Source organism: Pseudomonas sp. PP3 (genome assembly GCF_905336995.1).
Lineage (GTDB): Bacteria > Pseudomonadota > Gammaproteobacteria > Pseudomonadales > Pseudomonadaceae > Aquipseudomonas > Aquipseudomonas reinekei.
In genome coordinates this window covers 4,457,498-4,477,950 of the sequence record NZ_HG995459.1, presented here as the reverse complement: position 1 = coordinate 4,477,950, position 20,453 = coordinate 4,457,498, and the positions used below count along the sequence as shown (strand labels likewise).

At 60.0% G+C, this 20,453-nt stretch carries 17 protein-coding genes; 10 read left to right on the top strand and 7 right to left on the bottom strand.

Translation table 11 applies throughout. The features are described from left to right. Window positions 1–70: 70 nt before the first annotated feature. Window positions 71–265: a DUF6316 family protein gene (locus tag KHO07_RS20420; protein WP_075947364.1), complete on the bottom strand. Its 195-nt coding sequence runs from the start codon at window positions 263–265 to the stop codon at window positions 71–73. 207 nt (window positions 266–472) lie between these two features. On the opposite strand from KHO07_RS20420, the gene KHO07_RS20415 reads away from it, so the two are divergent. Next, window positions 473–1,432 carry a DMT family transporter gene (locus KHO07_RS20415; protein ID WP_150732382.1) on the top strand — a complete coding sequence of 320 codons (960 nt, stop codon included), beginning with the start codon at window positions 473–475 and terminating at the stop codon, window positions 1,430–1,432. A 131-nt stretch (window positions 1,433–1,563) separates the two neighbouring features. Here the strand turns inward: KHO07_RS20415 and KHO07_RS20410 are convergent, their stop codons facing one another. Then, on the bottom strand, window positions 1,564–2,958 hold the full coding sequence (locus KHO07_RS20410) for a class II fumarate hydratase (RefSeq protein WP_150732383.1): 1,395 nt from the start codon (window positions 2,956–2,958) through the stop codon (window positions 1,564–1,566). Between the two features lie 192 nt (window positions 2,959–3,150). Here KHO07_RS20410 and KHO07_RS20405 point away from each other — a divergent pair, with 192 nt between their 5' ends. The 7 genes from KHO07_RS20405 to KHO07_RS20375 all read left to right on the top strand — a co-directional run bounded on the left by KHO07_RS20405 (window position 3,151) and on the right by KHO07_RS20375 (window position 11,070). After that, a complete protein-coding gene (locus tag KHO07_RS20405; RefSeq protein ID WP_075947361.1) occupies window positions 3,151–3,675 on the top strand; it encodes a DUF2059 domain-containing protein in 525 nt (174 codons plus the stop codon). 12 nt (window positions 3,676–3,687) lie between these two features. After that, window positions 3,688–3,987 (top strand): BolA family protein, encoded by a 300-nt coding sequence (locus KHO07_RS20400; RefSeq protein WP_008151216.1) that lies wholly within the window; start codon window positions 3,688–3,690, stop codon window positions 3,985–3,987. Between the two features lie 197 nt (window positions 3,988–4,184). Beyond that, entirely contained in the window at window positions 4,185–5,129 is a 945-nt protein-coding gene (locus KHO07_RS20395; RefSeq protein ID WP_212625339.1) for a rhodanese-related sulfurtransferase, read from the top strand. A gap of 36 nt (window positions 5,130–5,165) precedes the next feature. After that, entirely contained in the window at window positions 5,166–5,768 is a 603-nt protein-coding gene (locus KHO07_RS20390) for a DsbA family protein (protein WP_191635185.1), read from the top strand. Further along, the gene (locus KHO07_RS20385) at window positions 5,761–7,578 is read left to right on the top strand and encodes an ABC transporter ATP-binding protein (protein WP_212625338.1); all 1,818 of its coding nucleotides are present in this window, start codon (window positions 5,761–5,763) and stop codon (window positions 7,576–7,578) included. The genes KHO07_RS20390 and KHO07_RS20385 overlap by 8 nt, the downstream gene beginning before the upstream one ends. A gap of 196 nt (window positions 7,579–7,774) precedes the next feature. Beyond that, window positions 7,775–10,231, top strand: coding sequence for an EAL domain-containing protein (locus KHO07_RS20380; RefSeq protein WP_212625337.1), 2,457 nt, complete (start codon window positions 7,775–7,777; stop codon window positions 10,229–10,231). A 44-nt stretch (window positions 10,232–10,275) separates the two neighbouring features. After that, window positions 10,276–11,070: an iron-containing redox enzyme family protein gene (locus KHO07_RS20375; protein ID WP_150732389.1), complete on the top strand. Its 795-nt coding sequence runs from the start codon at window positions 10,276–10,278 to the stop codon at window positions 11,068–11,070. Window positions 11,071–11,205: 135 nt separating this feature from the next. On the opposite strand, the gene KHO07_RS20370 is transcribed toward KHO07_RS20375, so the two are convergent. The 5 genes from KHO07_RS20370 to KHO07_RS20350 form a co-directional block, all read right to left on the bottom strand. Continuing rightward, window positions 11,206–12,132, bottom strand: a complete 927-nt coding sequence (locus KHO07_RS20370; RefSeq protein WP_212625336.1) for a GGDEF domain-containing protein — start codon at window positions 12,130–12,132, stop codon at window positions 11,206–11,208. A 186-nt stretch (window positions 12,133–12,318) separates the two neighbouring features. Beyond that, window positions 12,319–13,059: a YciK family oxidoreductase gene (locus tag KHO07_RS20365; protein WP_150732391.1), complete on the bottom strand. Its 741-nt coding sequence runs from the start codon at window positions 13,057–13,059 to the stop codon at window positions 12,319–12,321. Between the two features lie 179 nt (window positions 13,060–13,238). Further along, a complete protein-coding gene (gene mupP / locus KHO07_RS20360; protein WP_212625335.1) occupies window positions 13,239–13,910 on the bottom strand; it encodes an N-acetylmuramic acid 6-phosphate phosphatase MupP in 672 nt (223 codons plus the stop codon). A gap of 4 nt (window positions 13,911–13,914) precedes the next feature. After that, entirely contained in the window at window positions 13,915–14,613 is a 699-nt protein-coding gene (gene ubiG, locus KHO07_RS20355; RefSeq protein WP_075947352.1) for a bifunctional 2-polyprenyl-6-hydroxyphenol methylase/3-demethylubiquinol 3-O-methyltransferase UbiG, read from the bottom strand. A gap of 58 nt (window positions 14,614–14,671) precedes the next feature. Beyond that, the gene (locus tag KHO07_RS20350; protein WP_212625334.1) at window positions 14,672–16,006 is read right to left on the bottom strand and encodes a TRZ/ATZ family hydrolase; all 1,335 of its coding nucleotides are present in this window, start codon (window positions 16,004–16,006) and stop codon (window positions 14,672–14,674) included. 103 nt (window positions 16,007–16,109) lie between these two features. Here KHO07_RS20350 and mtnA point away from each other — a divergent pair, with 103 nt between their 5' ends. Both mtnA and gyrA read left to right on the top strand, forming a co-directional pair. Continuing rightward, the gene (gene mtnA, locus KHO07_RS20345; protein ID WP_150732395.1) at window positions 16,110–17,186 is read left to right on the top strand and encodes an S-methyl-5-thioribose-1-phosphate isomerase; all 1,077 of its coding nucleotides are present in this window, start codon (window positions 16,110–16,112) and stop codon (window positions 17,184–17,186) included. Between the two features lie 425 nt (window positions 17,187–17,611). Further along, window positions 17,612–20,266 carry a DNA gyrase subunit A gene (gyrA, locus tag KHO07_RS20340; RefSeq protein WP_150732396.1) on the top strand — a complete coding sequence of 885 codons (2,655 nt, stop codon included), beginning with the start codon at window positions 17,612–17,614 and terminating at the stop codon, window positions 20,264–20,266. Window positions 20,267–20,453 lie beyond the last annotated feature (187 nt).

The window sequence follows — 20,453 nt, the reverse complement described above, 5'->3', positions numbered from 1 at the left end:
CCACACTGGATCTGTGTCGCCTATCAGACCCCTGTGGAAGCTAGCCTGCTAGCGATAAAGGCGACTCGGTTTATCTATTTACCGCCATATTCTGCATCCGCTCAATGTACGCCTGAATTTCCCGCGCCGCCGCCTCGGCACTCTCAAACGGCCCCTCCAGGGTGTTTTCCCGGGTGCTGAAAAACAACTCTCCATTGACCCGACATAACCGGTCGCTGCGAAAGTGCAGGGCGGGGGCGTTATCCTGGGCACGCATGCCATACATGGCGATCTCCTGAAATTTTCCTGGCGTGGATCCAATCAGCTTATGCAAGAACCACTTGCGGCGCCTGGCGATCCGATCGACGGCAGATCGCCAACTTAACGTTGCGACCTGCACAGTTTCATTCGCGGCCGGATGCCAACTGTCCCTGTGTAGTGCGGGCCAGTGCGCCTAGAATGCGGTGACTTGTCATTGGGTTTCGGGGTTTGCATGCACATTTCATCGGGTCGCTGGGTGTACGGTTTGTTTCTGGCCCTGCTGACCGCGCTGCTGTGGGGAATCCTGCCCATCAAACTCAAGCAGGTCTTGCTGGTGATGGACCCGGTCACGGTCACCTGGTTTCGCCTGATGGTGTCCGGCAGCTGCCTGTTCATTTATCTGGCCGCGACCAAACGTCTGCCGAGCCGCAAAGTGCTCGGCCCGCGCGGCGGCTGGCTGGTAGCGATGGCGGTGCTTGGGCTGGTGGGTAACTACGTGCTGTACCTGATGGGACTCAACCTGCTCAGCCCGGGAACCGCACAATTGGTGGTGCAGATGGGGCCGATCATGTTGCTGATCGCCAGTCTGTTTGTATTCAAGGAGCGTTTCAGCGTAGGGCAGGGGATTGGCCTGCTTGTGCTGCTGATCGGGTTCGCGTTGTTTTTCAATCAACGACTGACCGAGTTATTGACGTCGTTGAGCGATTACACCGCCGGTGTGTTGCTGGTGTTGTTGGCGTCTACGGTCTGGACCTTCTATGCCTTGGGGCAGAAGCAGCTGCTGACGGTGTGGAATTCATTGCAGGTGATGATGGTGATCTATCTGTTCTGCGGGCTGTTGCTGACGCCGTGGGTGCATCCGCTTGAGGCGCTGGAGTTGAGCCCGTTGCAAGGCTGGTTATTGCTGGCGTGTTGCATGAACACCCTGATCGCCTACGGTGCGTTTGCCGAAGCGCTGGCGCATTGGGAAGCTTCGCGGGTCAGCGCGACGCTGGCGATCACGCCGTTGGTGACCTTTGGCGCTGTCGCCATCGCCGCCTGGATGTGGCCAGACTATGTGCATGCCGAGACCATCAATGGCCTGGGGTATGGCGGCGCGGTGCTGGTGGTGCTGGGGTCGGCACTGGTCGCGTTGGGGCCTTCGCTGATCGCCGGCCTCAGGGCGCGCAAGATGCGGATGGCGGCTAACTAGACCGCGTCATCGTTCATCGCGGGCAAGCCACGCTCCCACAAGGACTGTGTCGGTCACAAATATTGCAATCGACACAAAACCTGTGGGAGCGTGGCTTGCCCGCGATGACGGACTATCCGGCGCTAGAGATCTCAGCCCTTTGCCCCAGCCTCCAGCATATTCTCCGGCCGCACCCATTCATCAAACTCTTCATCGGTCAGATACCCCAACTGAAGAGCAGCCTCACGCAAGGTCAGTCCCTCGGCGTAGGCCTTCTTGGCGATCTCCGCCGATTTGTCATAGCCGATGTGCGGGTTCAGCGCCGTCACCAGCATCAAGCCTTGCTCCAGGTGCTCAGCCATTTTCCCGGCATCCGGTTCCAGGCCGGCAATACAATGCTGCTGGAAGTTGCTGCAGCCATCACCCAGCAGGCGAATCGATTGCAGCAGGTTGTGGATGATCACCGGTTTGAACACGTTCAGTTGCAGGTGACCCTGGCTCGCGGCGAAACCGATGGCGACGTCGTTGCCCAACACCTGACAGGCGAGCATCGACAGCGCTTCGCACTGGGTCGGGTTGACCTTGCCGGGCATGATCGAACTGCCGGGTTCGTTGGCCGGCAGTTTCACTTCGGCGAAACCGGCACGTGGCCCGGAGCCCAGCAAACGCAAGTCGTTGGCGATTTTCATCAGCGTCACGGCGAGGGTTTTCAGGGCGCCGGACAGCGTCGTCAGCGGCTCGTGCCCGGCCAATGCCGCGAACTTGTTCGGCGCGGTAATGAACGGCAGGCCGGAAAGCGCGGCCAGTTCGGCGGCGATGGCTTCACCGAAACCGTGGGGTGAATTCAGCCCGGTGCCGACCGCGGTACCGCCCTGGGCGAGTTCACACACCGCCGGCAGGGCGCTGCGAATGGCCCGCTCGGCGTAATCGAGTTGCGCTATGAAGGCTGATATTTCCTGGCCGAAAGTGATTGGCGTGGCGTCCATCATGTGCGTGCGGCCGGTTTTCACCAGTTTCATGTGCCGCGCCGACAACTCGGCCAGACCGCCCGACAGTTCGCTGATCGCCGGCAGCAAATGGTGCTGCACGGCCTGCACGGTGGCGATGTGCATGGCGGTGGGGAAGCAATCGTTGGAACTCTGGGAGCGGTTGACGTGATCGTTGGGGTGCACCGGCGACTTGCCGCCACGCGGGTTGCCGGCCAGTTCGTTGGCACGGCCGGCAATCACTTCGTTGACGTTCATGTTGCTCTGGGTACCGCTGCCGGTTTGCCAGACCACCAGCGGGAATTGATCGTCGTGCTGACCGTCGAGCACTTCATCCGCCGCTTGTTCGATCAGCCGGGCGATGTCGGCGGGCAGGTCGCCGTTGCGGTCGTTGACCCGGGCCGCCGCTTTCTTGATCAGCGCCAGGCCGTGAAGCACGGCCAGAGGCATGTGTTCGTTGCCAATGGCAAAGTTGACCAGCGAGCGTTGCGTCTGAGCGCCCCAGTAAGCTTCGTCCGGGACTTCAACCTGGCCCAGGCTGTCTGTTTCAATACGGCTCATCGGTCACACTCCTGTAGGTCTGATTGCGCAGTTTAGGCCGTGATCACCGGCCGGGGTTCCATCCGTCTCGATTCTGCCCATTGAAGCCCTCTAAATCACGCGCCACAAGGCTTGGGGTTGAGCGACACACTTTTTTAGGCGCAGAATGGTCGTCCTTGGGGTTTTACCTCGCCTGCTAGAAAAGGAAACTCGATGACTCGTCTTCGTGCCATCTGTACCGCGGTTGCATTGGTTTGTGCCAGCGGCCAGGTTTTTGCCGATACCGCCAGCCACAACGCCAGTGCCGAGGCTTTCCTGACTCTGGCGCATGCTGACAAATTGGGCACTCCGGTGTACATGCAGGTCCAGCAGATGTTCGCCCAGCGCTTCCAGCAAACCAAAGCCCCGGAATCGAAAAAAGCCGTACTCGAAACCTACCAGGCCAAGGCTAACGCCGCCCTGGACCAGGCCATTGGCTGGAACAAGCTGAAACCGGACATGGTCAAGCTCTACACCACCAACTTCACGGAATCCGAGCTCAAGGACCTGGTGGCGTTCTACAAGTCGCCACTGGGCAAGAAAGTTCTGGAAAAAATGCCGCAGCTGACCCAGCAATCGGCACAGATGACCCAGGCCAAGCTGGAAAGCGCGGTGCCTGTGGTCAACAAACTGCTGGCTGACATGACGGCCGAGCTGGAGCCGAAAGGCGCCGCCGAGCCAGCCAAGAAAAAGCCTTAAGCGGAGTTCGGTATGACCATGCAACAACGCATCGAATCGACGCTGGGCCTGCTTCAGCCTCAGCATCTGCAGGTGCTTGATGAAAGCCATATGCACAGTCGCGGGTTGCAGACCCACTTCAAGGCTGTGGTGGTCAGTCAGCAGTTCGAAGGCCTGAACCGGGTCAAGCGCCACCAGAAAGTCTACGGCACGCTCGGCGAGCTGATGGGCGAGTTCCATGCGTTGGCGCTGCATACCTACACGCCTGAAGAATGGGCACAGATCGACGCGGCTCCGGCTTCGCCGACCTGCGCCGGTGGTAGCAAACACTAAAGATCACCCCCTGTAGGAGCCGGCTTGCTGGCGATGGAGTGACAGTCGACTGCATCGTAGCTGGCTCACCATCGCCAGCAAGCCGGCTCCTACAGGGATGGCTTTTTTGGTAGAATGCCCAACGCGCCGCTCACCCGGCGCGTTTTTTTTCGCATCCGGTTCACCCCTTACGAGGGTAGCCACCTGGAGATTTACCCATGACACAACAGATTGTCGTGGCGGCACTGTATAAGTTCGTCACCCTGGAAGATTACGTTGACCTGCGCGAGCCACTGCTCAAGGCGATGGTCGACAACGGCATCAAAGGCACCTTGCTGATCGCCGAAGAAGGCATCAACGGGACCGTGTCCGGTAGCCGCGAAGGCATCGACGGGTTGATGGCCTGGCTCAAGAACGATCCGCGCATGGACGACATCGACCACAAAGAGTCGTACTGCGACGAACAGCCGTTCTACCGCACCAAAGTCAAACTCAAGAAAGAAATCGTCACCCTCGGCGTCGAAGGCGTGGACCCGAACAAAAAGGTCGGCACCTACGTTGATCCGCAGGACTGGAACGCGCTGATCAGCGATCCGGAAGTGCTGCTCATCGATACCCGGAACGATTACGAAGTCTCGATCGGCACCTTCGAAGGTGCGATCGACCCGAAAACCACCAGTTTTCGTGAATTCCCCGACTACATCAAAGCCAACTTCGACCCGGCCGTGCACAAGAAGGTCGCGATGTTCTGCACCGGCGGCATTCGCTGCGAAAAGGCATCGAGCTACATGCTCAGCGAAGGCTACGGTGAGGTCTATCACCTCAAGGGCGGCATTCTGAAGTACCTCGAAGAGGTGCCGCAGGAAGAAACCAAGTGGCAGGGCGACTGCTTTGTGTTCGATAACCGCGTGACCGTTCGCCACGACTTGAGCGAAGGCGATTACGATCAATGCCATGCCTGCCGCACGCCGGTCAGCGTCGAGGATCGCGCTTCGGAGCACTACGTGGCCGGCATCAGTTGCCCGCATTGCTGGGACAAACTGAGCGAGAAAACCCGCCGCAGCGCCATCGATCGGCAAAAGCAGATCGAACTGGCCAAGGCCCGCAACATGCCTCACCCGATCGGCTACAACTACAAGCAAGCATCATCTTCCGAGGCCTGAACCATGACTGCGCGCCTGCTCTATGTGATGGACCCGATGTGTTCCTGGTGCTGGGGCTTTGCTCCGGTTGCAAACGCATTGGTAGAGCAGGCGGCGGCCGCCGGAGTAGACGTGCATCTGGTGGTGGGCGGTTTGCGCACCGGCAGTGGCGCCGCGCTCGAACCGACCACCCGGCGCTACATTCTCGAGCACTGGCAGGCGGTCACCGAGGCTACCGGCCAGCCGTTCAAGCGCGAAGGCGCATTGCCTGACGGTTTTGTCTACGACACCGAACCTGCCTGCCGGGCACTGGTGACGGCACGTAACCTGGCGCCGGATTGTGCGTGGAAACTGCTCGGGCTGATTCAGCACGCCTTTTACGCTGAAGGTCGCGATGTCACCCGGGCCAGTGTTCTGGTGGAGCTGGCAGAGCAGGCCGGTCTGCCGCGAATTGAATTTGCCGCCGCGTTCGACCGTGCCGATACGCACGCCGCGACATCGGCCGACTTCACCTGGGTCCAGGACCTGGGCATCGCCGGTTTCCCTACGCTGCTGGCTGAGCGAAACGGCCAATTGGCGTTGTTGACCAATGGCTATCAGCCTTTGCGCGAATTATCCCCGTTGCTCGGCCGCTGGCTGGAGCGCGCTGCCTGTGCATGATCTGCCCGACGAAGCCGTACCCGCTAAACGTGTCGACCGCTTGAGCTGGGCGGAAATCCGTCGCCTGGCCCTGCATCACAAGAAATCCCTCTGGATCGCCAACGGCGTGGCCGTACTGGCGACGCTGTGCAGCGTACCGATCCCGTTGCTGTTGCCGTTGCTGGTGGACGAAGTGTTGCTGGGGCACGGCGATGCTGCGCTGAAAATCATGAACCTCGCGCTGCCTGACGTTTGGCAAAAAGCCGCGGGTTACATCGGCCTGATGCTGGTGGTGACCCTGGCCCTGCGTTGTGCCGCGTTGTTGTTCAACGTACTTCAGGCGCGATTGTTCGCCGCGCTGGCCAAAGACATCGTCTACCGCATTCGCATCCGCCTGATCGAACGCCTCAAACGCATTTCGCTGGGCGAGTACGAGAGCCTGGGCAGCGGCACGGTGACCACGCATTTGGTCACTGACCTCGACACGCTGGACAAATTTGTCGGCGAAACCCTCAGCCGTTTCCTCGTGGCCATGCTGACCCTGGTCGGCACCGCCGGGATTCTGATGTGGATGCATTGGCAACTGGCGCTGTTGATTCTGCTGTTCAACCCGCTGGTGATCTACGCCACGGTGCAGTTGGGCAAGCGGGTCAAGCACCTGAAGAAACTCGAGAACGACAGCACGTCGCGCTTCACCCAGGCCCTGACCGAAACCCTGGACGCGATCCAGGAAGTGCGCGCCGGCAACCGCCAGGGTTTTTTCCTCGGTCGTTTAGGGCTGCGCGCCCGGGAAGTTCGCGATTACGCGGTTAACTCACAATGGAAAACCGACGCCTCGAACCGTGCCAGCGGTTTGCTGTTCCAGTTTGGCATCGATATTTTCCGTGCTGCCGCCATGCTCACCGTGCTGTTCTCCGACCTGTCCATCGGCCAGATGCTCGCGGTGTTCAGCTACTTGTGGTTCATGATCGGTCCGGTCGAACAACTGCTGAACCTGCAATATGCCTTCTACGCCGCCGGTGGTGCGCTGTCGCGGATCAACGAATTGTTGTCGCGCGCCGATGAGCCGCAATACCCGAAGGGCGTGGACCCGTTCACCGGGCGCGATACCGTGGGTATCGAGGTTCAAGGCTTGAGCTTCGGTTACGGCGACGAACTGGTGTTGAGCCAGATGAACCTGTCCATCGCCCCCGGTGAGAAGGTTGCGATTGTCGGTGCCAGTGGTGGCGGCAAGAGCACGCTGGTGCAGCTGCTGCTGGGCTTGTACACGCCGTTGGCCGGGACCATCCGCTTCGGCGGCTCGACCCAGCAGGAGATTGGCCTGGAAACGGTGCGGGAAAATGTCGCCGTGGTCCTGCAACATCCGGCGCTGTTCAATGACACCGTGCGCGCCAACCTGACCATGGGCCGCGAACGCAGCGATGAGGCCTGCTGGCAGGCACTGGAAATCGCCCAATTGCACACCACCATCCGTGACCTGCCCAACGGGCTGGACAGCATTGTCGGGCGCTCCGGCGTGCGTTTGTCCGGCGGGCAGCGCCAGCGTCTGGCGATTGCGCGAATGGTATTGGCAGAACCGAAAGTGGTGATTCTCGACGAAGCCACCTCGGCGCTGGACGCCGCCACCGAATACAACTTGCATCAGGCACTGGCACGGTTCCTGAGCAACCGCACCACGCTGATCATTGCCCATCGACTTTCGGCAGTGAAACAGGCCGACCGTGTATTGGTGTTCGATGGCGGGCAGATTGCCGAAGATGGCGATCACCAACAGTTGATCGCCGACGGCGGCTTATACGCCAAGCTGTATGGTCACCTACAGCAAATGTAATTTTTGAGGCCGAGTGAATGAACGCTGTTTGAAACTTGTCTGAAGCCCGAAAACAAGAACATCGTCAACGGCACCAACGGCTGTCCAACCCCTCTCGGGCGAGGCTCGCCGCTTGCCGGGAGCGCAATCGCCACCTAGTCTAGCTGGAGCGATTTCGTCCGGATGACGATCAAGCAGTGCTAATGCAAGGGACCTCATGAATCAAACGCGGACTCTCGGAACGCCACGGTTGTTGGGCATCGTCTGGCCATTTATTGCCGTTGTGCTATTTCAAGCCTTGTTGGGTGGCGTTAGCCTCTATGTGCTGTCGGCGGTTCGCGGCTATGTTGCCGGCGAAAGCCTCTGGTCCAAGGGCCAGAAAGATGCCATCTATTACCTCAATCTCTATGCCGATAGCGGCGATGAGGGGATTTTTCGCAAGTACCAGCACGCCATCTCCGTGCCTCAGGGCGGGCATGAGTTGCGCGTGGCACTGGATCAGCAACCGCCTGATATTGACGCGGCGCGGCTGGCGATTCTCAAGGGCGGTAACCACCCGGACGACGTCACCAGCCTGATCTGGCTGTACCTTAATTTCCGCCATTTCAGTTACCTGGAAAAAGCCATCGATCTGTGGACGGTCGGTGACGCCTATCTGGTCAAGCTCGACGACGTTGCGCGGGACATGCACCAGCACATCACCACCAGGCCGGCTTCCGAGGCGGATATCCTGCGCTGGAAGGATCAGATTTTCGCCATCAATGATGAGGTGACGCCGGCTGCGAAAGCCTTCAGTGATGCGCTGGGGGAAGGGTCGCGGGTCATTCTGCGAATATTGCTGCTGACCAACCTCGCCACCGCCCTTGGCTTGATCGCGCTGGCGTTGATGCGCACCCACAAGCTGCTCAAGCAGCGCCATGAATTTGCCAATGCACTGCAGCTGGAAAAAGACCGGGCGCAGATCACCCTGCAATCGATTGGCGACGGGGTGATTACGACGGATGTCGATGGCGCCATTGCCTACATGAACCCGGCCGCCGAAGCGTTGACTCACTGGAAGGCCGAGCAGGCAGCGGGATTGCCGCTCGCGGCGTTGTTCAATCTGCTGGATGAAAACGCACAGGCCGATGGGTTTACCTTGATCGAGCGCATTCTGAGCGGCCAGCTCAGCGGTGGCAGCGAGCATTCAAAACTGATTCAACGCCTGGATGGCAGCACGGTTTCGGTGACATTGGTGGGGGCGCCGATCAGCAACGCCGGCAAGGTCAGCGGCACGGTGCTGGTGTTGCATGACATGACCCAGGAGCGGCAATACATTGCCAATCTGTCGTGGCAGGCTACCCATGACGCCTTGACCGGCCTGGCCAATCGCCGCGAATTCGAGTATCGCCTGGAACAGGCGCTGCACAACCTGACGCGGCAGCCGGGGCGGCATGCCTTGATGTTTCTCGATCTGGACCAGTTCAAACTGGTCAACGATACCTGCGGTCATGCCGCGGGCGACGAGTTGCTTCGACACATCTGCGCGCTGCTGCAATCCGGTTTGCGCGAAGGCGATACCCTGGCCCGGCTGGGCGGTGACGAGTTCGGCATCCTCCTGGAAAACTGCGGGCCCGAGGCTGCGGAGAAAATCGCCGAGTCGCTGCGCCAGACCGTGCAGAACCTGCACTTTGTCTGGAAGGGCCGGCCATTCGTGACCACCGTGAGTCTCGGCCTGGTACATGTTTCACAGACGCCGACCACCCTTGAAGCCTCGCTTCGCGCTGCCGACATGGCGTGCTACATGGCCAAGGAAAAGGGGCGCAACCGGGTTCAGGTCTATCACCCCGACGATTCGGAACTGTCCCTGCGCTTCGGTGAAATGGCCTGGGTGCAGCGCTTGCACATGGCGCTGGAAGAGGACCGCTTCTGTCTGTACGCGCAGCAAATCGCGCCGCTGGGGATCGACGCGGAGGCTGGGCATATCGAAATTCTGCTGCGCCTGCATGATGAAGCCGGGCGGATGATCCTGCCTGACAGTTTCATTCCGGCTGCCGAGCGTTATGGCCTGATGAGTACCATCGATCGCTGGGTCGTGAAGAACGTGTTCAAGATCATTGCCCAATGCCGCGCGGAGAGCCCTGGCGAGCCGCTGGCCATGTGTGCGATCAATCTGTCAGGCACCACCATCGGTGACGAGGCGTTTCTCGACTTCCTGCGTGAACAGTTCGTAACGTATTCAATTCCGGCTGAAATGATTTGTTTTGAAATCACAGAAACCAGCGCAATTTCCAATCTCGGCAGCGCAATTAGATTCATTAATGAACTCAAAGGCTTAGGCTGCCTGTTTTCGCTGGACGACTTTTGCGCCGGGATGTCCTCATTCGCGTACCTGAAACATTTGCCTGTAGACTTCCTGAAGATCGACGGGAGTTTCGTAAAGGATATGCTGGACGACCCGATTAACCGCGCCATGGTCGAAGTGATCAACCACATCGGCCATGTCATGGGTAAGCGCACGATCGCCGAGTTTGTCGAAACAACTCAGATCGAGCAGGCATTGCTGGAGATCGGGGTGGATTACGCTCAAGGGTATGTCATTGAACGTCCGCAACTGTTTACCTGCGATAGCCTCCAAAGTCGTCCTGCCAGGCCCCAGCCTTTGCTGTTCAAGGCGCCTGGCACATTCCGTTGAAAACTCTCGATGATCTAACAATCACAATCAAAAGGAGCTCGACAGTGATCGACACATTCAACAGAACCGGACCGCTCATGGAAGCTGCAAGTTATCCTGCCTGGGCCCAGCGCCTGATTCAGGATTGCAGCGAGAGCAAGCGCCGGGTCGTGGAACACGAACTGTATCAGCGCATGCGAGATAACAAACTCAGTGCAAAAACCATGCGTCAGTATCTGATAGGTGGCTGGCCGGTGGTTGAACAGTTCGCGTTATACATGGCACAAAACCTGACCAAGACCCGTTTCGCCCGCCACCCTGGCGAGGACATGGCGCGTCGCTGGCTGATGCGCAATATTCGTGTCGAATTGAACCATGCCGACTACTGGCTGAACTGGAGCCGTGCACACGGCGTCAGCCTGGAAGATCTGCAGGCACAACAGGTTGCCCCTGAACTTCACGCCTTGAGCCATTGGTGCTGGCACACCAGTTCGGCGGATTCGCTGATCGTCGGCATTGCCGCCACCAATTACGCCATTGAAGGCGCGACGGGCGAGTGGTCGGCGGTGGTCTGTTCCAATGGCGTGTACGCCGCCTCGTTCCCCGAGGAAGAGCGCAAGCGTGCGATGAAGTGGCTGAAGATGCATGCCCAGTACGACGATGCCCATCCTTGGGAAGCGCTGGAAATCATCTGCACCCTGGCGGGCACCAACCCGAGCAAAGCCCTGCAAGTGGAGCTGCGTCAGGCGGTGTGCAAGAGCTACGACTACATGTACCTGTTCCTTGAACGGTGCATGCAGCTGGAGCATTCAGAGAAAGCGCCGGTAGTCCGGGAGCGATTGGAGTTGGCTGAAAGCTGATTCCGAAATACGCAATAAAAACTGTGGGAGCGAGTTTGCTCGCGATGAGGCTGTGTCAGTCAGCGATCATGTTGAATGACACACCGCTATCGCGAGCAGGCTCGCTCCCACATTGTTTTGGGTTGTGGCTGAAAATCAGCCGGCCATCGTCAACCGGTTACGCCCCTCGCGCTTGGCGATATACAACGCATTATCGGCCCGTCGCACGAGGCTCTCGGCGGACTCGCCGGGCAGCAGGGTCGAGCAACCGAGGCTGATCGTCAGCTGGATCGAGCGTCCATCGGCGATGTATTCCTCGGCCTGCGCGGCAAATCGCAGACGCTCACCCACCAGGGCAGCGGCTTCGCGGCTGGTGTTCGACAGCAGAATCAAAAACTCCTCGCCGCCGAAACGAAACACCATGTCGACATTGCGCAGCTGATTTTTGATCGAGGCGGCAACCGCCTTGAGCACGTCATCGCCGGCGCTGTGGCCATGGGTATCGTTGACCCGCTTGAAGTGGTCGATGTCCAGCATCAGCAAGGACAACGGTTGCAGATGACGCCGTGACAGCTCGATTTCCCGTTGCAGCGTCTGATCCATTGCGATGCGGTTGCCGGTGTCGGTCAATGGGTCGCGTAAGGCACTTTGGGTGGCGGCGCGGTACAGCAGGGTATTGCGCATCGGGTACAGCAGCGTCGCCAGCAGCGATTCAAGGTTGCCCTGTTCCTGCTCGCTGAAACGCTGATTGCGGCGAAACACCAACTCACCCAGATGTTCACCCTCGTGGCTGAGGCTGTAGCTGATCGAGTGGTGACCCCGTTGGCCGAACTCCAGTCGCAGGTCGCTGCTCTTGTGCTCGTAGCTCAAGGCATCCAGCGGGACCAGGCGCTGAACCTCGCGGAAGAACAAACCGAGAATGCGTTGCGGCTCAAGACTGGTTTGCAGCTGCATGCTCATTTGCTGGCGCAGTTTCGCAAGGCTGACCGGGCTTTCCAGAGAGGGTTGTTGCTGACCAAAGCCCAGGCGTTGCAATTTGGCGCTATCGAAGTCAATTGCGTTGGTCTGGGAAGGTGATTTCATATGGCGTGCGCCCTTGAGCAGTAAGGCTGTCTTACAAGCTGGGTGAGAGCGGCTTTGGGCTGCGCGTCAGTACTGGTCCGTCAGTCCCGTAGGACATTTCGTACAAGTTTAATCTGCTTTGTAGAAGTTGAGCATGCTCAAATGCCGCGACGGGAAGTCGACGCGGCACAAAAGCGACGTACGGCATTACTGCGCGTTGAAAGCCTGGCCGTTGATGCCCGTGCTGTCCGGGCCCATCAAGTACAGATACACCGGCATGATCTCTTCCGGGGTCGGATTGTTGAGCGGGTTTTCTCCCGGGTAAGCCTGGGCGCGCATGCTTGTGCGGGTGGCGCCCGGGTTGATGCTGTTGGAGCGCACAGGCGCTACGCTGTCGACTTCGTCAGCCAGGGTTTGCATCAGGCCTTCGGTGGCAAACTTGGAAACGCCGTAAGCGCCCCAGTACGCGCGGCCCTTGCGGCCGACGCTGCTGGAGGTGAACACCACCGAGGCGTCCTGGGACAACTTGAGCAGCGGCAACAGTGTGCTGGTGAGCATGAACATGGCGTTGACGTTGACTTGCATGACACGCATGAAGTTTTCGCCCGACAGCTGTTCGATCGGCGTGCGCGGACCAATGATCGAGGCGTTGTGCAGCAAGCCGTCAAGGTGACCGAATTCAGTTTCAATCATCGCGGCCAGCTCATCGTATTGATGGGGCAGGGCGGTCTCCAGATTGAACGGAATCACCGCCGGTTGCGGATGGCCCGCGGCTTCGATTTCGTCGTAGACCTGAGTGAGGTTGGCTTCGGTCTTGCCCAGCAATAGCACGGTCGCGCCGTGGGCTGCATAGGTTTTAGCGGCGGCAGCGCCGATGCCACGACCCGCGCCGGTGACCAGAATGACCCGATCCTTGAGCAAGTCGGGGCGGGCGGAATAATCAAACATAAAAACCTCTACACAATTATGCGGGCACCGAACTGTGGTGAGGGAGCTTGCTCCCGCTCGGCTGCGAAGCAGTCGTAAAACCATTCAATGCGGTGTGCCCGAGATACGGTGGTGGTAGATAGAGGGGCGCTTCGCACCCCGGCGGGAGCAAGCTCCCTCGCCACAAAATCCGGTTCGGCTCAGCAGCTGCAGAGGGCGCTATCGAGCACTTTGCGCAACTCCAACGGATGATCAACCACCACATCCGCACCCCAATGCCGCGGATTGTCATCCGGGTGGATGTAGCCGAAGGTCACTGCTGCCGTCTTGGTGCCGGCATCACGCCCCGACTCGATATCGCGCAAGTCATCGCCCACAAACAGCACGCTGGCCGGATCCAGGTTGAGCATCTTGCAGGCAAGGATCAACGGTTCCGGGTCCGGTTTGCTGTTCTTCACGTGGTCCGGGCAGATCAGCAGGGCCGAGCGTTCGGCCAGCCCCAGTTGCTGCATGATCGGTTCGGCGAAGCGCAGCGGCTTGTTGGTGACCACGCCCCAGATCAGGTTGGCCCTTTCGATGTCCGCCAGCAGTTCGCCCATGCCGTCGAACAGTTTGCTGTGGACCGCGCAACCGACCAGGTAGCGCTCCAGAAACTCCAGGCGCAGTTCCTCGAAGCCCGGTGATTCCGGGTCCATGGAGAAGGTCACTGCGACCATCGCCTTGGCGCCGCCGGAGATCTCGTCGCGGATGTGTTTATCGTTGATCGGTGGCAAGCCACGGTCGGCACGCATCGCCTGGCAGATCGCAATGAAGTCCGGCGCGGTGTCGAGCAGGGTGCCGTCCATGTCGAAAAGAACTGCTCTGATACGCATCGGCTTACTCCTCGCGCAGGGTCTGGATCATGTAATTGACGTCCACGTCGGCCGCCAGTTTGTAATGTTTGGTCAGCGGGTTGTACGTCAGGCCGATGATGTCCTTGACGGTCAGCCCGGCCATGCGGCTCCAGGCGCCCAGCTCGGAAGGGCGGATGAATTTCTTGAAGTCGTGGGTGCCGCGCGGCAGCAGCTTCATGATGTATTCGGCGCCGACGATGGCGAACAGGTACGCCTTCGGGTTGCGGTTGATGGTGGAGAAGAACACCTGGCCGCCCGGCTTGACCATGCGGAAACAGGCACGGATCACCGAGGACGGGTCCGGTACGTGTTCGAGCATCTCAAGGCACGTGACCACATCGAACTGTTCCGGCATTTCTTCGGCCAGGGCTTCAGCGGTGATCTGTCGGTATTCGACGCTCACGCCGGATTCCAGTTGATGCAGCTGCGCGACCGCCAACGGCGCTTCGCCCATGTCGATGCCCATCACGGTCGCGCCGCGCTGAGCCATGGCTTCGCTGAGGATGCCGCCGCCGCAACCGACGTCGAGGACTTTCTTGCCGGCCAGGCTGACGCGTTCGTCAATCCAGTTGACCCGCAGCGGGTTGATGTCATGCAGGGGTTTGAATTCGCTTTCACGGTCCCACCAGCGATGGGCCAGGGCTTCGAATTTGGCGATTTCGGCGTAGTCGACGTTGCTCATGGTTTAAGTCCTCTAAAACTTGAAAAATCCTGTTGCCCCGGGGTTGAGTCCGGGGGGCTTACGATTCGGTACGGCCGCTGATGCGCTGGCCCCAGGCCTTGGCGGTGGCGACCAGTTGCTGTTCATCCAGGCGCGTCAGGCGACGGTCGTCGAGCAGTTGCTTGCCGGCGACCCAAACATGTTTCACGCAGTCCCGGCCGGTGGCATATATAAGCTGTGAAACCGGGTCGTAGATCGGTTGCTGGGCCAGGCCGGAGAGATCGAACGCCACGATGTCGGCGGCTTTGCCGACTTCCAGAGAGCCGGTTTCGGTTTCGATCCCCAAGGCGCGGGCGCCGTTCAACGTGGCCATGCGCAGTGCGCGATGGGCGTCCAGTGCGGTGGCCGAGCCGGCGACGGCTTTGGCCAGCAGCGCGGCGGTGCGGGTTTCGCCCAGCAGGTCCAGGTCATTATTGCTGGCGGCGCCGTCGGTGCCCACGGCAACGTTGACCCCGGCCTGCCACAAGCGCTCCACCGGGCAGAAGCCGCTGGCCAGTTTCAGGTTCGACTCCGGGCAATGAATCACATGGGTGTTGCTTTCTACCAGCAGCGCCAGGTCTTCTTCGCTGATCTGGGTCATGTGAACGGCCTGGAAACGCGGTCCCAGCAAGCCCAGCCGAGCGAGGCGGGCCAGGGGCCGTTCGCCGCGCTGTTCGACCGCTTGCTGCACTTCGAAGGCGGTTTCATGCACGTGCATGTGGATCGACGCGTCCAGCTCTTCGGCGATCACGCGGATTTTTTCCAGGTTTTCGTCGCCCACGGTGTAGGGTGCATGGGGGCCGAAGGTGATCTTGATGCGTTCGTGATGCTTGAGATCGCCAAACAACTCGATGCCCTGACGAATGGCTTCGTCCGCGGTGCTGGCGCCGGGGATCGGGAAATCGAGGACCGGAATCGCGATTTGGGCGCGAATGCCGCTGTTGTGCACGCGCTCGCTGGCAACCTTCGGGAAGAAGTACATGTCTGAGAAACAGGTGATGCCACCTTTGAGCTGCTCGGCGATAGCCAGGTCAGTGCCATCACGCACGAACGCTTCGTCGACCCATTTCGCCTCGGCGGGCCAGATGTGGTTTTCCAGCCAGGTCATCAAGGGCAGGTCATCGGCCAACCCGCGGAACAAGGTCATGGCCGCATGCCCGTGGGCATTGATCAGGCCCGGACTGAGCAGCATGTCCGGCAATTCGCGGACTTCGCTGGCGTCAAGCTTGAGTGCGGCAGTCCGTGGCCCGATAAAAACGATGCGTCCGTCGCGGATGCCCAGGGCATGATCCTTGAGGACAACGCCGGCAGGTTCGACGGGTACCAGCCAGGTCGGCAGTAATAGCAGGTCGAGCGCAGCGGCAGTGTTCGGCATCGAGGGTCCAGTGCTTTTGTAAAGGATGGCGAAGTATACCCGAGCGTCTTCGCGGGGGGATCGCTATAATCGGCGGCTTTTGTTCATGAGTGCGGGGTGTGGGATGCGCGATCGACTGTTGGCTGCGGAGAAGGTGAAGGCCATCGATTGGCGTGATGGCGCCCTCTATCTGCTGGATCAGCGTGTTTTGCCGTTCGAGGAAACCTGGATCCCCTACACCAGCGCCGCTGGCGTGGCCGAAGCCATTCGGTCGATGGTGGTGCGCGGTGCGCCGGCGATTGGCATCAGCGCCGCCTATGGCATCGTGCTGGCAGCCCGCACCCGGATTGCCGAAGGCGGCGACTGGTATGCGGCACTCGAAGAGGATTTCGCGCTGCTGTCCGATGCACGCCCGACGGCGGTCAACCTGTTCTGGGCGCTGGGCCGCATGCACGACCGGCTCGATCGCCTGAAAGACAATGTCGACCCGTTGGTGGCGCTGGAGGCCGAAGCGCTCGCCATTCATGAAAGTGACCGCGAAGCCAACCTGACCATGGCGCAATTGGGCGTGGACCTGATCCGCAAGCATCAGGGCAATGCCCAGACGATCCTGACCCACTGCAATACCGGGGCGTTGGCGACCGGTGGTTTCGGCACGGCGCTGGGGGTGATTCGCGGTGCATTCATCGAAGGCATGGTCGAGCGCGTGTATGCCAACGAAACCCGGCCCTGGCTGCAAGGTTCGCGGTTGACCGCGTGGGAACTGGCCAACGAGGGCATTCCCGTGACCCTCAACGCGGACTCTGCCGCCGCCCACATCATGAAGACCAAGGGCATCACCTGGGTCATCGTCGGCGCTGACCGGATCACCGCCAATGGCGACGTGGCGAACAAGATCGGCACCTATCAACTGGCGGTCAACGCCATGCACCACGGCGTGCGTTTCATGGTGGTGGCGCCGAGTTCGACCATTGACATGCACCTGGCCAGTGGCGACGACATTCCGATCGAAGAGCGTGACGGCCGCGAGTTGCTGGAAGTGGGCGGCGAGCGGGTCGGGGCGGATGTCGATGCCTTCAACCCGGTATTCGACGTGACCCCGGCGGACCTGATCGATGTGATCGTCACTGAAAAAGGCATCGTCGAACGCCCGGATACCGCGAAAATGGCCCAGCTGATGTGCCGCAAGCGCCTGCATTAAAGAATTGTTGTGCCTGAAAGGTCGCCATCGCTGGCAAGCCAGCTCCCACAGGGTTTGCACCCGCCAATAATCCTGTGGGAGCTGGCTTGCCAGCGATGGGGCCTTAAAAGTCAATAAACAACCACAAGCCAGGCCTCAAATCTTCGTACAAAGAAGCTCTAAGCCTCTCTCGTCCCCTTCAAGCCTGTCACCGGTCAACTAACTATGCTCCATGCGCATCAGGGGGATAGGTGCGTGGCGGCTCTTGTGATAACATCCGGCGGTTTCCAAGGTTGCCCCGCGGGGCGATCTTTACTGCGCAGATCCATGGCATAACTCGTTGATTTGTCGTAAGTCGGTGCATGGCACTCAGCCTGCAGCGGCGAGCTTCGTTGGTCCCATATGGATGTGACGAAGTTTCACCAGAAAAAGGAATCAGGCTTCTCATGGGCGAACTGGCCAAAGAAATCCTCCCGGTCAATATCGAAGACGAGCTGAAGCAGTCCTACCTCGACTACGCGATGAGCGTAATTGTCGGGCGGGCACTGCCGGATGCGCGCGATGGCTTGAAGCCCGTGCACCGGCGTGTGCTGTTCGCGATGAGCGAGCTGGGCAACGACTTCAACAAGCCGTACAAGAAATCTGCCCGTGTTGTCGGTGACGTGATCGGTAAGTATCACCCGCACGGTGATACCGCGGTGTACGACACCATCGTTCGGATGGCGCAGCCATTCTCCCTGCGCTACCTGCTGGTAGACGGTCAGGGCAACTTCGGTTCGGTCGACGGCGACAACGCCGCGGCGATGCGATACACCGAAGTGCGCATGACCAAGCTGGCGCACGAGCTGCTGGCTGACCTGCACAAAGAAACCGTGGACTGGGTGCCGAACTACGACGGCACCGAAATGATCCCGGCGGTCATGCCGACCCGTATTCCCAACCTGTTGGTCAACGGCTCCAGCGGTATCGCCGTGGGCATGGCGACCAACATCCCGCCGCACAACCTCGGTGAAGTCATCGACGGTTGCCTGGCACTCATCGACAACCCTGAGCTGACCGTCGACGAGTTGATGCAATACATCCCGGGTCCGGACTTCCCGACCGCTGCGATCATCAACGGTCGCGCCGGCATCATCGAAGCCTACCGCACCGGTCGCGGCCGCATTTACATGCGTGCCCGCTCGATGATCGAAGACATCGACAAGGTCGGTGGCCGTCAGCAGATCGTCATCACCGAACTCCCTTACCAGCTGAACAAGGCGCGTCTGATCGAGAAGATCGCCGAGCTGGTTAAAGAGAAGAAGCTTGAAGGCATCACCGAACTGCGCGACGAGTCCGACAAGGACGGTATGCGCGTCGTGATCGAGCTGCGTCGCGGCGAAGTGCCTGAGGTGATCCTCAACAACCTCTACGCCCAGACCCAGTTGCAAGCGGTGTTCGGTATCAACATCGTTGCGTTGATCGACGGTCGCCCACGGATCCTGAACCTCAAGGACCTGCTGGAAGCCTTCGTTCGTCACCGTCGCGAAGTGGTAACCCGCCGTACCGTGTTCGAACTGCGCAAGGCGCGTGAACGTGGTCACATTCTGGAAGGTCAAGCGGTCGCCCTGTCGAACATCGACCCGGTCATTGCCCTGATCAAGGCCTCGCCAACGCCGTCGGAAGCCAAGGAAGCGCTGGTCAGCACCCCTTGGGAATCCTCCGCTGTGGTGGCGATGGTCGAGCGTGCCGGCGCCGATTCGTGCCGTCCGGAAAACCTCGATCCGCAATACGGCCTGCGCGAAGGCAAGTACTTCCTGTCGCCAGAGCAGGCGCAAGCCATTCTGGAACTGCGTCTGCACCGCCTGACCGGTCTGGAACACGAAAAACTGCTGGCCGAGTATCAAGAGATCCTCAACCAGATCGGCGAGCTGATCCGCATCCTCAACAGCGCCACGCGCCTGATGGAAGTGATCCGCGAAGAGCTGGAAGTGATCCGCGCCGAATACGGCGACGTGCGCCGCACCGAGATCCTCGATGCCCGTCTCGACCTGACCCTGGGTGACATGATCCCGGAAGAAGAGCGCGTCGTGACCATTTCCCACGGTGGCTACGCCAAGACCCAGCCTCTGGCTGCGTACCAGGCCCAGCGTCGTGGCGGTAAAGGCAAGTCGGCGACCGGCGTCAAGGATGAGGACTACATCGCTCACCTGCTGGTTGCCAACAGCCACACCACGCTGCTGCTGTTCTCCAGCAAGGGCAAGGTGTACTGGCTGAAAACCTACGAAATCCCGGAAGCGTCCCGCGCTGCCCGTGGTCGTCCGCTGGTTAACCTGCTGCCGCTGGATGACGGTGAATACATCACCACCATGCTGCCGGTCGAGGAATACACCGAAGGTCACTTCATCTTCATGGCCACCGCCAACGGCACCGTGAAGAAGACCCCGCTGGAATCCTTCAGTCGTCAGCGCAGCGTCGGTTTGATCGCGCTGGAGCTCGACGAAGGCGACGTATTGATCAGCGCGGCCATCACCGATGGCGAGCGCGAAGTCATGCTGTTCTCCGATGGCGGCAAGGTGACTCGCTTCAAGGAATCCGACGTTCGCGCCATGGGCCGTACCGCTCGCGGTGTGCGCGGCATGCGTCTGCCGGAAGGCCAGAAGCTGATTTCCATGCTGATCCCGGAAGAAGGCAGCCAGATCCTCACTGCTTCGGCGCGTGGCTACGGCAAGCGCACGGCGATCACCGAGTTCCCTGAGTACAAGCGTGGTGGTCAGGGCGTTATCGCCATGGTCAGCAACGAGCGTAACGGCCGTCTGGTCGGTGCGGTCCAGGTGCTCGACGGCGAGGAGATCATGCTGATTTCCGACCAGGGCACTCTGGTTCGTACCCGTGTCGACGAAGTCTCCAGCCTGGGGCGTAACACCCAGGGCGTGACCCTGATCAAACTGGCCAATGACGAAACACTGGTCGGCCTGGAACGGGTTCAGGAGCCTTCGGAAGTCGAGGGAGAAGAGCTGGAAGGTGAAGAGGGTGCAGTGTTCGAGGGTGACGTCGTCATCGATGATGTTGCCGAAGACCAGCAGCTCGACGCCGCCGCTGACGAAGAACCACAGGAATAAGCGGGTAAACAGGGGGCGGATGAAAATTCGCCCCCTTGTTGTTTGTCCGTACTGAAATATCGACACCTCTGGAGATCCCTTGTGGGAGCGAGCCTGCTCGCGATGCAGGCGCCACGCTATGTCTGAAGTCTCGCGGTGATGCAATCGCGAGCAGGCTCGCTCCCACAAACCCTTGTGTCAGCAGGGG

Excerpts from the sequence above, each read along its gene's own strand:
- KHO07_RS20420 (WP_075947364.1), bottom strand. The coding sequence starts at position 265 with ATGTATGGCATGCGTGCCCAGGATAACGCCCCCGCCCTGCACTTTCGC.
- KHO07_RS20415 (WP_150732382.1), top strand. The coding sequence starts at position 473 with ATGCACATTTCATCGGGTCGCTGGGTGTACGGTTTGTTTCTGGCCCTG.
- KHO07_RS20410 (WP_150732383.1), bottom strand. The coding sequence starts at position 2,958 with ATGAGCCGTATTGAAACAGACAGCCTGGGCCAGGTTGAAGTCCCGGAC.
- KHO07_RS20405 (WP_075947361.1), top strand. The coding sequence starts at position 3,151 with ATGACTCGTCTTCGTGCCATCTGTACCGCGGTTGCATTGGTTTGTGCC.
- KHO07_RS20400 (WP_008151216.1), top strand. The coding sequence starts at position 3,688 with ATGACCATGCAACAACGCATCGAATCGACGCTGGGCCTGCTTCAGCCT.
- KHO07_RS20395 (WP_212625339.1), top strand. The coding sequence starts at position 4,185 with ATGACACAACAGATTGTCGTGGCGGCACTGTATAAGTTCGTCACCCTG.
- KHO07_RS20390 (WP_191635185.1), top strand. The coding sequence starts at position 5,166 with ATGTGTTCCTGGTGCTGGGGCTTTGCTCCGGTTGCAAACGCATTGGTA.
- KHO07_RS20380 (WP_212625337.1), top strand. The coding sequence starts at position 7,775 with ATGAATCAAACGCGGACTCTCGGAACGCCACGGTTGTTGGGCATCGTC.
- KHO07_RS20370 (WP_212625336.1), bottom strand. The coding sequence starts at position 12,132 with ATGAAATCACCTTCCCAGACCAACGCAATTGACTTCGATAGCGCCAAA.
- KHO07_RS20365 (WP_150732391.1), bottom strand. The coding sequence starts at position 13,059 with ATGTTTGATTATTCCGCCCGCCCCGACTTGCTCAAGGATCGGGTCATT.
- mupP (WP_212625335.1), bottom strand. The coding sequence starts at position 13,910 with ATGCGTATCAGAGCAGTTCTTTTCGACATGGACGGCACCCTGCTCGAC.
- ubiG (WP_075947352.1), bottom strand. The coding sequence starts at position 14,613 with ATGAGCAACGTCGACTACGCCGAAATCGCCAAATTCGAAGCCCTGGCC.
- KHO07_RS20350 (WP_212625334.1), bottom strand. The coding sequence starts at position 16,006 with ATGCCGAACACTGCCGCTGCGCTCGACCTGCTATTACTGCCGACCTGG.
- mtnA (WP_150732395.1), top strand. The coding sequence starts at position 16,110 with ATGCGCGATCGACTGTTGGCTGCGGAGAAGGTGAAGGCCATCGATTGG.
- gyrA (WP_150732396.1), top strand. The coding sequence starts at position 17,612 with ATGGGCGAACTGGCCAAAGAAATCCTCCCGGTCAATATCGAAGACGAG.